This window comes from Hyphomonas sp. (genome assembly GCF_041398465.1).
Lineage (GTDB): Bacteria > Pseudomonadota > Alphaproteobacteria > Caulobacterales > Hyphomonadaceae > Hyphomonas.
Genome location: NZ_JAWKUS010000004.1, coordinates 305,488 through 319,417 on the forward strand (window position 1 = coordinate 305,488; position 13,930 = coordinate 319,417).

Here is a 13,930-nt window from a genome sequence, read left to right on the forward strand (position 1 = left end):
CAGGGCATTATGGCTGAGCTGCTTCTTGAAATCTTTTCCGAGGAAATCCCTGCGCGCATGCAGGCAAAGGCCGAGGCTGACCTGCGCGATGCCATGGAGAAGGCCCTGAAAGAGGCCGGCCTCAAATGGAAGCTGCTGGCCGCCTGTTCCGGCCCGCGCCGCCTGACCGTGTCGATCACGGGCCTTAGCGAGCGTTCGGCCGATGTGAAGGAAGAGCGCAAGGGCCCGAAGGTTGGCGCGCCGGACAAGGCCGTCGAAGGTTTCCTGCGCGGCGCCGGGCTCAGCGACATCAGCGAGGCTGAGGTCCGCTCCGATCCCAAGAAGGGCGATTTCTACGTCGCCGTGATCGAGACGCCGGGCCGCGACGCGAAGGACATCATCGCCGAGGCCGTACCCGCGATCATTCGCGGCTTCCACTGGCCGAAATCTATGCGCTGGGGCACCGGAGACCTCCGCTGGGTGCGCCCGTTGCAGCGGATCACCTGCGTGCTGGATGGCGAAGTTGTGCCGTTCGACGTGGACGGCATCTCCAGCGGCAATGAAGTCGAAGGCCACCGCGTGCATGGCCGCGGGCCCTACACCGTCACGGGCTGGGAGGATTATTCCAAACAGCTGGAAGGCGCCGGCCATGTGAAGCTGGCCCGGGCCGACCGCCGCGAAGTGATCCTCAAGGGGATTGAAGCCGTCTGCAAGAAGGCTGGCCTCGAATGGATCGAGGACCAGGGCCTGCTGGAAGAAGTGACGGGCCTCGCCGAATGGCCGGTCGTCGTGCTGGGCGACATGGACCCTGACTTCCTGAGCCTGCCGCCGGAAGTAATCCAGCTCTCCATGCGGACGCACCAGAAATACTTCGCCGTGAACGACGCCAAGACCGGCAAGCTCGCGCCGCACTTCATCGTGGTGGCGAACATCGAGGCCACCGATGGCGGCAAGAAGCTGGCCGAGGGCAATTCCCGCGTCCTCTCCGCCCGCCTCGACGATGCCCGCTTCTTTTGGGATCTCGACAAGGCGAAGCCGCTGGAAGAGATGGCGAAGAAACTGTCGACCATCGCCTTCAAGGCGGAGCTGGGGAGCCTTGGCGACAAGGTTGAGCGTGTTGCGGCGCTGGCTGACGAGCTGGCAGACGCGGTCGGGGCTGCACCTCATCTGGCTTGGCGGGCGGCACGTCTTGCCAAGGCGGATCTTGTTTCCGAAATGGTCGGCGAATTTCCAGAACTTCAGGGCATTATGGGACGGTACTATGCTCTGGCCGCCAATCCGAAAGAGGCTGACCCATCTAGCCTGCTTGCAACGCTAGATGAGCAGCAACGCAGTAAGGTCGCTGACGCGATCCGCGACCACTACAAGCCGCAGGGGCCGAGCGATAATGTGCCGACCGACCCGGTGGGCATCGCCGTAGCACTGGCCGATAAGCTCGACACGCTGATCGGCTTCTGGGCGATTGATGAGAAGCCGACGGGTTCCAAAGACCCGTTCGCGCTGCGCCGAGCGGCTTTGGGAGTTGTGCGGATTCTAATCGAGAACAAGCTGCCATTGAACTTGCGCTACTTCTTGGAATGGCAGTTCCGTGAGCAGTTCAAGAAGGATTATCTCGAATTCGCAGAGATCGCAGATAATCTCGAGATCTTCCTAGAGGACCGCTTGGTGGTCGCGCTGCGTGATAGCGGAGGTCGGCATGACTTGGTCTCCGCAGCTTTGGAAACCGAGAAAGGCCAAGAGGGCGGCGCTATTTACACACGTATTGTGAAACGCGTCGAAGCGCTGGGCGACTTCCTCGGCACCGAAGACGGGGCGAACCTGCTGGCGGGCTACAAGCGCGCCGCGAACATCCTGAAGGCCGAGGAGAAGAAGGGCGCGCTGCCGGACAATCTCGTCGTCGACGGGGCGCTGATCGATGCCGGGGCGGATCAGGAGATCCACCTGCACCAGACGCTGGGCCAGGTGCGCCACGACATCGAGGAGCCCCTCAAGAACGAGGACTTCGAGGCCGTGATGACCGAACTCGCCAAGCTGCGCGGGCCGGTCGATGCCTTCTTCGAGCATGTCATGGTCAATGACGAGAATCCGCAGGTGCGGGCGAATCGCCTCGCGCTGCTGGCCGACATCCGCGACACGCTGCACCGCGTGGCCGATTTCTCCCAGATCGAAGGCTGAGCCGGGCGGGACTGTCGTCCCGCATCGGAACAGATTTTCCCCATTGGACACCGATGGTGAGGATTTGATACAGCTAAGTGACAAAAAACAACGTTGTCACGGCATAAGCGACCTTTCAGCCGCTGGCCATTGGCGCTGCGATGCAGCATAGGGTTTGCAATCCCCTCGCGCGCGAGCGGGCATGCAGAGACGCGCGCAGATAATTGAAGAGGACACCATGGGTGAAGCAGCACTGAAGCACGCGGAAGAGACCTGGGTTTACGCATTCGGCGGCGGCACCGCCGATGGCGACGCCTCCATGAAGAATTTGCTGGGCGGCAAGGGCGCAAACCTTGCCGAAATGGCCAAGCTGGGCCTGCCCGTGCCGCCGGGCTTTACGATCTCCACCGCAGTCTGCACCGCTTATTATGAGCTTGAGCGGGAATATCCTTCCACGCTCGCCCCGCAGGTGGATCAGGCGCTGGCCGATCTCGAAGAGAAATCCGGCAAGGGCTTCGGCGATCCGGAAAACCCGCTGCTGGTCTCCGTGCGTTCGGGCGCCCGCGCCTCTATGCCGGGCATGATGGACACGGTGCTGAACCTCGGCCTCAACGAAGCGGCTGCGGCTGGCCTCGCCAAGAAAGCCGGAGAGCGCTTCGCCTATGACAGCTATCGCCGCTTCATCCAGATGTATTCCAACGTCGTGCTGGGCATCAGCCATGACGAGTTCGAGCACGTCCTCGACGAGTACAAGGACCGTCAGGGCATCGACCTCGACACCGACATGTCTGCCGATGACTGGAAGAAGATCATCGTGCTCTACAAGGAAACGGTCCAGAAGGAACTGGGCAAGCCGTTCCCGGAAGACCCGAAGGAACAGCTGTGGGGCGCCATCTCGGCCGTGTTTGGCTCATGGATGAACGACCGCGCGATCACCTATCGCAAGCTGAACGACATTCCGGCCGAATGGGGCACGGCGGTGAACGTGCAGGCCATGGTGTTCGGTAATCTCGGTGAAACCTCCGCGACCGGCGTCGCCTTTACGCGTGACCCGTCGAACGGCGATCCGATCTTCTATGGCGAATACCTGATCAACGCGCAGGGCGAGGACGTTGTGGCGGGTATCCGTACCCCGGCCCCGATCTCGCGTGAGCGGGCCGACACGCTGGGCTCCGACGATGCCCCGCTGGAAGAGGCCATGCCGGAAGTCTACGCCCAGCTGCGCGATGTCGCGAACACGCTGGAGCGTCACTACAAGGACATGCAGGACCTCGAATTCACCGTCGAGGACGGCCATCTCTACATGTTGCAGACGCGGAACGGAAAACGTACCGCAGCAGCCGCGCTCAAGATCGCCGTGGACATGGCCCGCGAAGGCCTGATCTCGGAGAATGAAGCCGTGCTGCGCCTGCTGCCGTCGCAGCTGGATCAGCTGCTGCACCCGACCATTTCCGAAGAAGCCGAGCGTGATGTGCTCGTGGTGGGCCTGCCGGCCAGCCCGGGCGCTGCTGTCGGCAAGGTCGTGTTCGATTCCGATGAAGCCTTCCAGTGGGCCGAGAAAGGCGAAGACGTCATTCTCGTCCGTATCGAGACGAGCCCGGAAGACATCAAGGGCATGCACGCGGCCCGCGGCATCGTGACGGCACGTGGCGGCATGACCAGCCACGCCGCCGTTGTGGCACGTGGCATGGGCCGGCCCTGCGTTTGCGGTGCCGGTGGCCTGCAGGTCGATGGCAAAGCCGGTGTGTTCCGCGTCATGGGCCGCGAGGTCAAAAAGGGCGACGTGATCACGGTGGACGGTGCAACCGGCCAGGTGATGCTGGGCGCCGTGGATATGGTCCAGCCGGATCTTTCCGGCGACTTCGGTACGCTGATGGCTTGGGCTGATGCGGCCCGCCGCCTGAAAGTGCGCGCCAATGCCGAAACGCCGCTCGACACCCGCACGGCAGTGGAGTTCGGCGCTGAAGGTATCGGCCTTTGCCGCACCGAACACATGTTCTTCGAGGAAGACCGTATTCCTGAAGTGCGTGCGATGATCCTGTCGAACGATGAATCTGGCCGCCGGGCGTCGCTGGCCAAGTTGCTGCCGATGCAGCGCGGAGACTTCGAGGAGATCTTCCGTATTCTGGAAGACCGCCCGGCGACGATCCGCCTGCTCGACCCACCGCTGCATGAATTCCTTCCGCATACCGATGAGGACATGGCAGATGTTGCCAAGGCCTCTGGCGTCAGCGTGGAAGAGCTGAAGCGCCGTGCGTCGGACCTGCATGAGAGCAATCCGATGCTGGGCCACCGCGGTTGCCGTCTTGGGATCACGTATCCGGAAATCTACGAGATGCAGGCCCGTGCTATCTTTGAGGCGGCTGTGAACATTGCCAACGAAACCGGCCGCAAGCCGGTTCCGGAAGTGATGATCCCGCTGGTGGCGACACACCGCGAGCTGCAAATCCTGAAGGATGTCGTGGACGCGCAGGCCAAGGCCGTGTTCGCGGAAACAGGCGTCACGCTGGATTACCTGGTCGGCACGATGATCGAGCTGCCGCGCGCAGCGCTGCGGGCGGGCGATATTGCCCAGTCGGCCGCCTTCTTCTCGTTTGGCACCAACGACCTGACGCAGACGACGCTGGGCATCTCGCGGGATGATGCCGGCCGCTTCCTGAAAGCCTATGAGGACAAGGGAATCTACGAAAAGGACCCCTTCGTCACGCTGGATCAGGAAGGCGTGGGCGAATTGGTGAAAACGGCCGCCGAGCGGGGCCGCAACACCCGTCCGGGCATCAAGCTGGGTATTTGCGGCGAACACGGCGGTGACCCGGCCTCGGTGGCTTTCTGCCACCGCACGGGCCTCGATTATGTGTCCTGTTCGCCCTACCGGGTGCCGATTGCGCGTCTCGCCGCGGCACATGCGGCGCTCTCGGAATCGGACAGCTAACAGTTCCGGACCCGAATCGATTGCAGACGGCTGTGGTAATCCTGCCACAGCCGTTTTTTTGCGCCGCAACATGCCTGTTGGCAAAAACGTAGAAATTTTACGAAAAATCAACAAGTTGGAACCCGGGGTATAAATTACCCCCAATTTACTCGCCTATGGGGCGAATCCGACCTGACGGAATTGTCACTCCAAACTCTGGCGAGCTTCTTGCTAGGTAGCTGTTCGGCAGCATATTTCGCCTGTGAAAGGGCGGTAAAAGCCGCCGTAAACAGTCAAACCAAGCAGTCCCGGAACTGCACAACAGGGCGGAATCATATCGCCCACCGGGACCTGGGGAGAGCGGTGATGTTAAGGATTCTTCAACCACGTCCGGCGACCCTGTCGTCAATGCGTGGGCTCCAAGGGAAGCTCAAGCGTTGGTGGATGGCTATGACGAACGAAGAACAGCGCGATATTGTCATTCGCGGTGCGACCGTAGCGGTCTGCGCTGTGGCGGCGACTGTGACCCTGCCGGTGATCGGCTCGGTCCAGTCCGATATTCGCGCTCAAGCAGACTTTAGCGAGCAGGCCCAGCGGTTTGCGCAGGTAGAGGATGGCGGCGCCAGCGTCCGTCTGGCCGATCATGCGCCGTCGCTTCTGGACACGCCTTGGATCCGCACAGTCGAATATACACTGGAGCGCGACACAGCCTCCTCGATGAGCCGTTATGCCAAGCGCGACCGGGATGGTGCGGCGATTGCCTCGCTCGTCTCGTTCAAGCCGGAGCACCTGAAGCGCGCTGAAGCGCTCGACTCCGAAGCGCACTGCATGGCTCAGGCGATCTATTATGAATCCCGTAACGAGCCGCTGGCTGGCCAGCTGGCTGTGGCGGAAGTGATTTCCAACCGGATGCGCGACCATCGCTATCCGGATACCGCGTGCGGCGTGGTTTTCCAGGGCGCGACCCGGACGACCGGCTGCCAGTTCACCTTTACATGTGACGGTGCCCTTGGCCGCAAGCCAAAAGGCACGGCATGGGAGCAGGCGCAGGAGATCGCAGCCCACGTGCTGATGAACCTCGCCGAGGATCGCACGGGCGGTGCCACCCACTACCACGCGACTTATGTCGATCCGGTGTGGAGCGCTGGCCTGATCAAGACCGACAAGATCGGCCTGCACGTCTTCTACCGTTTCCCGCGCGGCTCTGAATGGGCGAAAGTTCGCAGCGCGAGCGCGTCGCGGTCTGCCCCGGCGCCGGTTGTGGCGGCGGCTGCAACCAAGGACCTGAATGCGGCCTCATTGTCTGTTCTGCGTGAAGCGACGACGGATGAGATGAAAGTCCCCGCGACGGTCGAAGCCTCTGCGGCACCTGCGACCGTGACGACCTCCACGCGGACGATCACCAATGGCGCCCCGCGCCTCACAACGGCCAGCGACGGTTCGTTCGAGGTCGCCTCCAATGACGCGGCGATCGATTCCTACGCCGCCGCACAGGCCGCCAAGGCCGTGGCCGCGTCGGGCGGCATGCGCTGATCTGAAAAGCAATTCATGAAAAAAGCCGCCGGCATGTCTCCGGCGGCTTTTTTTGTGCCTCTTGGAAGCGCGACGAACTCAGTCGCGAGGCGGGACGGATTTCTTCACCTGGCTGCGGATCAGGCCCGGTGCCCAGCGGGTGATGAATTTCGCGCGCTGTGCCGCTTTGCCGGCCATATAGTGGATGTCGTCGCCATGCGCTGCATCCCATGCCCGCTGCGCGGCGAGTGAGACGGGGTAGACTTCCTGTCCATTGTCGCGGATCTCGTCTGCCATTTTCACATTGGCGCCTTCTGCCGTGCCCATGTCCAGGATGGGCGTATCGATGAACCATGGCATCAGGCTGGTGACGCGAATATCGAGGTCGCGGAACTCTGCATCGAGTGCTTCCGTCAGTCCGCGGACGGCAAACTTTGTCGCCGAGTAAACCGCAAGACGAGGGGACCCCACCATGCCCGCGGTGGACGCCGTGTTGACGATGCGTGCGCCTTCGGTCTCCTTCAGCAACGGCAGGCAGGCCTGCACACCATTGATGACGCCCTTCACGTTCACATCGACGACGAGGTCATTGTCTTCGCCGGAGACTTCCTCGAACCAGCCATGACGGCCGATGCCGGCATTGTTGAAAAGGACATGCATCTTGCCGCCGGTGGCTTCGGAGAAGCCCTTCACGGCAAGGGCCCAGTCATTGCGGTCGCGCACATCCAGTTTTGCGTACACCGAATTGCCAGTGCCGAGTTCACCCGCGACGTCTGCGAGGCCCGCAGTGTTGATGTCGTAGAGACCGCAAAACCAGCCCTTTTCGGAAAAGAAACGCGCTGTCTCTGCCCCGATGCCGGATGCGGCGCCCGTGATAAAAATGCTTTTGCGGCCGTTAGAGCTGGCCATGTCTGAAATCCTCCTGCGCGGGCTTTTGCCCTTATTTGCGCAGTGTCAGACCACATCCATTCCGAGGTCAAGGTTTGGCGCAGAATGCGTGAGGGCGCCGACCGAGATAAAGTCCACGCCCGTCTCGGCAATTGCCGCAACCGTATCGAGGTTCACGCCGCCGGATGCCTCCAGAACGACCTTGCTGCCCGCAATGGCGACAGCCTCACGCAGCGTGTCGGGGCTCATATTGTCCAGCAGGACCGCATGCGGGCCATGCGGTAGCGCTTCTTTCAGCTGTTCGAGCGAATCAACTTCAACTTCGATCATCCGCAAATGCCCGGCATAGGCCTTCGCGCGTTCCAGCGCCGTGGAGACCGAGCCGCAGGCGGCGATATGGTTGTCCTTGATCAGCACAGCATCATCGAGGCCATAACGGTGGGCTGTGCCGCCGCCGCAGCGCACGGCGCGCTTTTCGAGGGCGCGGTGGCCTGGCGTCGTTTTCCGTGTGCAGACAATGGTGGCATTAGTGTGCGCAATCTTGTCGGCAAAGGTGCGGGTCATGGTCGCCACAGCTGAAAGGCGGCCCAGGAAGTTCAGCATGGTGCGTTCCGCGATCAGGATGGATCGCGCGGAGCCTTCGAGGCGGGCAACCACATCGCCCTTTGCCAAGACGGAGCCGTCTGGCTTTTCAATAGTCAGCTTTACCGACGGATCGATCAGTTTCAGCGCGTAGGCCGCCGCATCGAGTCCGGCAATGACGCCATTCTGGCGGGCGGCGATGACGACGCTCAACTGTGTGTCCGGCGCGATGGTGGCATCGGTTGTCAGGTCGCCCGCGCGGCCCAGGTCTTCCGCGAGCGCGAGGCGCACGATCGGGTCCAGGATGATATCGGGCAGGGGTGGCGGGACTGGAGTCATGATGGAACGCTCTCTTTGAAGGGGCGCTGGAGGAACTGGCGGTGCGGCTCCCCCGTTTCTGGGAAATCGGAACGATAGTGGCCGCCGCGGCTTTCGTGCCGGGCTTGCGCGCTTTTCACGATCAGGCCGGCGGATGTGACGGCGCGTGCCGGGCCGTGCTGCTCGCGCAGCTGATCGATCAGGCCTGCCGCTTCGGCAAGGCCGGCTGCATCGCGTACGACGCCGCAATTCCGGGACATCGCTTCACGAAGGGACTGCAGCGCGTCATGCGGCAGTGCGTCCGGCACATGGCCGCGGCTTTCGCGGATGTCGGGCAGCTTTGCGTCCCGCAGGCGCTCGGCGATGCGGTGAGAGAAGACGACAGCTTCCAGCAGGGAGTTGGACGCAAGCCGGTTCGCGCCATGCACGCCTGTTGAGGTGCATTCTCCGCAGACGGAGAGACCGTCCAGCGAAGACTTGCCCCAGAAGTCCGGCACGATACCGCCCATGTGATAATGCGCCGCCGGAGCGATAGGGATCATGTCGACACGCGGATCGATGCCAGCCGATTTGCAGGCGGCAAACACGGTCGGGAAGTGTTCCGGGAAATGATCGCCAACCGCTTCGCGGCAGTCGAGGAAAGCCCCCCGGCCGGACGTGCGTTCGGTGTGCACCGCGCGGGCCACTTCATCGCGCGGCGCGAGTTCGGCCAGCTCGTGATAGCTTTCCATGAAGCGCGTGCCGTCACGGTTACGAAGGATGGCCCCTTCGCCGCGCAGGGCTTCGGTGGCGAGCGGTGCGGGGTCGCGACCGATGTCGATGGCGGTCGGATGGAACTGGACAAACTCAAGGTCGGCGACCAGTGCACCGGCCTCCCAGGCCATCGCGATGGCATCGCCGCGTGCAGCGGGCGGATTGGTCGTCACCTGGAACAGACCGCCGGAACCACCCGTGCAGAGTACCGTCTCGCGGGCGGTTTGCGTTGAAAGGCGCCCGGCCGAGTCACGCAGAATGACGCCGGTGACGTTGAGATGGTCGTCCTGCAGCAGGCCGACAGCGCGTACGCCTTCCACGATGCGGATGCTGGGCGCCGAGTGAACTGCCGCAACGAGGGCGTCCATGATGGCCTTGCCCGCCAGGTCTCCGGCCACGCGGGCGACGCGCGGGTGGGAGTGGGCCGCTTCCAGCGACAGGGCGAGCGCTCCGTCTGGCGTGCGGTCGAACGGGACGCCGAGGGCGATCAGGTCGCGGACGCGGGCCGGGCCTTCCTCGGCGATGAGGCGCGCAATGATCGGATCCACGAGACCGGCGCCGGCGGCAATCGTGTCGGCGGCGTGCTGTTCCGGGCTGTCGTTCGGGTGTAGCGCCGCGGCGAGACCACCTTGAGCCCAGGCGGATGAGGCGGCCTGGCCGAGCGGCGCAGGTGAAATCACGATGCAAGGGCGCGGCGCGAGCTTCAGCGCGAGGAACAGGCCGGCAAGGCCCGCTCCCACGATGAGGACATCACTGCCGGCGTGAGCGTCTGCCGTCAGGGTCTGGACGTGTTGCCCGTCTGCCAAATCAGGAAATACCGTTCGATGCGCGCCGGAATTCCGCCGGAGCGGTCACCGCAGAAACCAGCGCGCCGAACATGCGGTTGGCTGACTCGATGGTGAGGGTGAAATTGTCGGGCACGTAGACGAGGCCTTCGACTTTGGATTCCAGCATTTCCTCGATCTCGGACCGGATGGAAAGCTGGTCGCCGAACCGGCGGGCCTTGCAGGACTGGCGCACGACGGAGCGGCCCCAGAGGCTGCAGACTTCCACTGCGGTCAGTTCGCAGGTGTACTGGTCATCATCCGGATGAGGCGTGAGATACATCGTACCTGTCATCAGGCATTCACCGCCGCGATAGGGCTTGGTGCGGAAACTCCACGTGCCGAGCACATCGGTCGGATCATCCTCGGTTCCAGCGTGCGCCGGTGTCGTTACCAGCAATGCGCCAGCCAATGCGAGCGCGGCCATGCGTGCCAGGTGGGAGGTCATGCTGCCACTCCTATTTGTCCTCACACGCATAACCTAGACCCGGCAGCGACGAACGCCAACGCCTCAGCCGCTTATACCACCATCTCGATTTCGAGGGGCTCGAGGCCGGTGACGAAGTCGAGCGGCTTTTCCATGCGCGGCAGGGCCATCATGGCATCCAGCGCGTCCTTGGCCCGCAGGCGGACATCTTCCGGGATGGTCACCTCATGCTCGCCCGTCACCAGGCAATCATAGATGTTCTCTAGCGTGATGCGCTTCATGTGCGGGCACAGATTGCAAGGACGGATGAAGTTCGTACCCGGGTTCTCGGCGGCGACATTGTCGCTCATCGAGCATTCCGTCAGCAGCACAACTTTCGGCGGGTGCTTCTCGGCCACATAGTTGGCGAGCGCGGCCGTGGAACCGGCATAGTCAGCTGCCTCCAGCACGTCCGGCGGGCATTCCGGGTGCGCCAGGATGACGACGCCCGGATGGGCTTCGCGCAGCTGGTGCACGTCTTCGGCGCTGAACATCTCATGCACTTCGCAGGCGCCCGGCCAGGTCATGATACGGATGTCCGTCTGGGCAGCGACGTTCTTGGCGAGATACTGGTCCGGCACCAGGATGACGGTGTCGGTATTCCATTCCTTCGCGATCGCCTCGACGACCTGCGCAGCATTGGAACTGGTGCAGGTGATGTGGCACTCGGCCTTCACATCAGCCGTCGTGTTCACATAGGTGACGACCGGGTAGTTCGGGAACTTCTCCTTGATCAGGCGCACATCGGCGCCGGTGATCGAAGCGGCCAGCGAACAGCCTGCGCGGGTGTCCGGGATCAGGACTGTCTTTTCAGGCGCGAGAATCTTGGACGTCTCGGCCATGAAGTGCACGCCAGCCTGGACGATGATGTCGGCGTCCACTTTCGACGCTTCGCGGGCGAGCTGGAGGCTGTCGCCCCGGAAGTCGCCGACGAGACGGAAAATGTCCGGCGTCATGTAATTGTGTGCCAGGATGACGGCGTTCTTCTGAACTTTCAGGCGGTTGATCGCTGCGACGAGCGGGGCCATCGCCGGCCACTCCATCGGCGTCACGAAATCTTTGACCAGCGGGTAGAGGTGATCCGTCTCGGCGCGCACGGCGTCATCATAGGTGAGTCCGCGGGCTTCCGCTGCATTCGGGCCGCGCAGCGGCGTAGGGGTGGGGCAGCCAGGACCGGAATCGATCAGACGAGCCATGTCACGTCCTCCTTTTGACCAATCGAGCTCTTTTGCTCGATTTGAGTATAATATGGCCCCGAAAAGGTGCGTTTCAAGGGGAATACCTTCAAACGTCCGGGATCAGGGCGCTCATGCGACAGGCTGTTAAAGCTTTTGCGCACTCTGAGCAAAAGGGTATCTAGCGCAGCCGATGTGAAAACGCAATCGCAGAAAGCCCGGATTGGCGCGGCGTCAGTCCTTGAAGAGTTCCAGCGCCGCTGCGGTCATGGCATCAGTTCCGGTCTGGATCGTCCTGGCATAGTCCGGTGCGAACAGGGATGAGTGCAGGGAAGGCAGCGGCATGCCGTCCGCCTTGGCTTTGGCATACTTTGAGGGCTCTACCGCACCGACCCAGAACAGCACGCTCGGGATCTTGTCGTCGGTGCGGCCGTATTGGGAGAAATCTTCCCCGCCCATGACTGGATTGACCTGCATCACATACTCCGACCCCAGCTTCTTGCTGACGGCCTTCATCGCCCGTCCTGTGGTGTCGGGGTCATTGTAAGTGGAGGGCGTGTAGTCGGACTCGATCGTGATTTCCGGCTCCGGCGCGTCGAATGCCGCCGCTTGTGCCTTCGCGATGCGCTGGATGCCTTCCAGCAACATCTGGCGGGTCTCATCATCGTATGAGCGGACCGTGAGCAGGAGCGTGGCTTCATCCGGGATGATATTGTGTTTGGCGCCCGCCTTGAACGAACCGACCGTGACGACGGCACTATCCAGCGGATCAACGTTCCGCGACACGAGGCTCTGCAGGGCCGTCACAATGTGCGCGCCGATCAGGATCGGATCGCGCGTTGCCTGAGGATAGGCCCCATGCCCGCCAACGCCTTTCACATGGATATCGACGCTGTCCACATTCGCCATGGCATAACCGGTCGAGTAGACGACCGTGCCGGACGGGGAATCCGCCGAGACGTGCAGGGCGAGGTTATAATCCGGCTTCGGGAAGCGTTCGAACAGGCCGTCGGCCAGCATCGCTTCGGCGCCGAGGCCGATTTCTTCGGCCGGCTGGGCGATCATGACCAGCGTGCCCTTCCATTTGGACTTCTGCGCGACCAATGTCCGGGCCGTGCCAAGCCATGCTGTCATATGCACATCGTGACCACAGGCATGCATCACCGGGCTTTCAACGCCGGTCCAGGTTTGCGCTTCGACGGTGGAGGCATAGGAAACGCCGGTCTGCTCCGGCACCGGCAGGGCATCCATGTCGGTGCGGATCAGGACGGTCGGGCCGTTGCCATTCTTCAGGACGCCAACCACGCCATAGCCACCGACGCCTGGCTTTACTTCGCCGATATCGCGCATGGCTTTATCTGTGACCCAGTCCTGTCCGAGCCCGGTGGTGACTTCGAAGCCAAGCGACTCCAGTTCACTTGCCAGGATGGCGGAGGTCTTCGCCTCCTTGAAAGACAATTCCGGCGCCTGGTGCAGCTGGAGATAAAGGTCCAGGATCGACTGGTCCGGCGTGGCGACTTCGCGCATCGACATGGCCGCGGGCTGGACGGCGACCGTGTCCGCGACAACAGGCTCAGTTTCAGTGCCCGTGGCGGCTATTTTGGCCGGCTCACTCGTCCCGACTGGCGCCTCGCTTCTACTGCATCCGGTAATGACGAGGCCGAGAGCAACGGTCGAAGCGAGAGCAGGGCGCAACATGGCAGATCTCCGGGAATTAGATCGCTCGACCCTATCAAGGTTTACCCTGCTGCCAAGTGTGGCGGCAGATCGCCCGGGAAAAGCGTTTACTCGTCGTCCTCGAGAGCGGGGGCATCAGCCTGGTCACGGCGCGGCCGGGCGATCAATTCGGCAATGTCTTCCAGTTCGATGAAGGCGTCCGCCTCCCGGCGCAGGTCATCGGCAACCATGGGCGGGCTGGATGTGTTCGTCGAGACGACCGAGACCCGCACGCCTTTGGCTTTGACAGCCTCCACGAGGCGCCGGAAATCCCCGTTCCCGCTAAACAGGACGATGTGTTCCACATGGGCCGCGGCTTCGAGCATGTCGACCGCCAGTTCGACGTCCATATTACCTCGGTGACGCTTGCGGCCTTCCCGGTCTGTGTATTCCCGGGCGGTCTTCTTCACCACGCTGAACCCATTATAGGCCAGCCAGTCGACGAGCGGGCGGATCGGGCTGTATTCGTCGCTCTCCACCAGAGCTGTGTAGTAGCTCGCCCGCAGGAGACGGCCGCGCCCCTGAAATTCCTTCAGTAATTTGCGGAAATCGATTTCCAGCCCGAGCGCGCGAGCTGAAGAATACAGGTTTGCCCCATCGATGAAGAGCGCCAGGCGCTCGTCCTTGTAAAACGCCATGAAAAGCCTCGAAA

The 13,930-nt window shown here is 62.6% G+C and carries 10 protein-coding genes; 3 read left to right on the top strand and 7 right to left on the bottom strand.

Annotated elements, in window-relative coordinates; translation table 11 throughout:
* The first annotated feature begins 9 nt into the window (after nucleotides 1-9).
* From glyS to R3C98_RS14440, 3 genes are all read left to right on the top strand, one after another.
* Nucleotides 10-2,154, top strand: coding sequence for a glycine--tRNA ligase subunit beta (gene glyS, locus R3C98_RS14430; protein WP_371314765.1), 2,145 nt, complete (start codon nucleotides 10-12; stop codon nucleotides 2,152-2,154).
* A 217-nt stretch (nucleotides 2,155-2,371) separates the two neighbouring features.
* The gene (gene ppdK / locus R3C98_RS14435) at nucleotides 2,372-5,065 is read left to right on the top strand and encodes a pyruvate, phosphate dikinase (RefSeq protein WP_371314766.1); all 2,694 of its coding nucleotides are present in this window, start codon (nucleotides 2,372-2,374) and stop codon (nucleotides 5,063-5,065) included.
* 429 nt (nucleotides 5,066-5,494) lie between these two features.
* Nucleotides 5,495-6,577 (top strand): cell wall hydrolase, encoded by a 1,083-nt coding sequence (locus tag R3C98_RS14440; RefSeq protein ID WP_371314767.1) that lies wholly within the window; start codon nucleotides 5,495-5,497, stop codon nucleotides 6,575-6,577.
* A gap of 78 nt (nucleotides 6,578-6,655) precedes the next feature.
* On the opposite strand, the gene R3C98_RS14445 is transcribed toward R3C98_RS14440, so the two are convergent.
* The 7 genes from R3C98_RS14445 to R3C98_RS14475 all read right to left on the bottom strand — a co-directional run bounded on the left by R3C98_RS14445 (nucleotide 6,656) and on the right by R3C98_RS14475 (nucleotide 13,916).
* On the bottom strand, nucleotides 6,656-7,465 hold the full coding sequence (locus R3C98_RS14445; protein ID WP_371314768.1) for an SDR family oxidoreductase: 810 nt from the start codon (nucleotides 7,463-7,465) through the stop codon (nucleotides 6,656-6,658).
* A 45-nt stretch (nucleotides 7,466-7,510) separates the two neighbouring features.
* Entirely contained in the window at nucleotides 7,511-8,365 is an 855-nt protein-coding gene (gene nadC / locus R3C98_RS14450) for a carboxylating nicotinate-nucleotide diphosphorylase (RefSeq protein ID WP_371314769.1), read from the bottom strand.
* A complete protein-coding gene (locus tag R3C98_RS14455) occupies nucleotides 8,362-9,903 on the bottom strand; it encodes an L-aspartate oxidase (protein ID WP_371314770.1) in 1,542 nt (513 codons plus the stop codon). The genes nadC and R3C98_RS14455 overlap by 4 nt, the downstream gene beginning before the upstream one ends.
* A 1-nt stretch (nucleotide 9,904) precedes the next feature.
* Complete coding sequence (locus tag R3C98_RS14460) at nucleotides 9,905-10,369, bottom strand: hypothetical protein (protein ID WP_371314771.1); 465 nt, start codon at nucleotides 10,367-10,369, stop codon at nucleotides 9,905-9,907.
* 71 nt (nucleotides 10,370-10,440) lie between these two features.
* The gene (nadA, locus tag R3C98_RS14465; RefSeq protein ID WP_371314772.1) at nucleotides 10,441-11,583 is read right to left on the bottom strand and encodes a quinolinate synthase NadA; all 1,143 of its coding nucleotides are present in this window, start codon (nucleotides 11,581-11,583) and stop codon (nucleotides 10,441-10,443) included.
* A gap of 213 nt (nucleotides 11,584-11,796) precedes the next feature.
* A complete protein-coding gene (locus R3C98_RS14470; protein ID WP_371314885.1) occupies nucleotides 11,797-13,095 on the bottom strand; it encodes an amidohydrolase in 1,299 nt (432 codons plus the stop codon).
* Between the two features lie 251 nt (nucleotides 13,096-13,346).
* Entirely contained in the window at nucleotides 13,347-13,916 is a 570-nt protein-coding gene (locus R3C98_RS14475) for an NYN domain-containing protein (protein ID WP_371314773.1), read from the bottom strand.
* Nucleotides 13,917-13,930 lie beyond the last annotated feature (14 nt).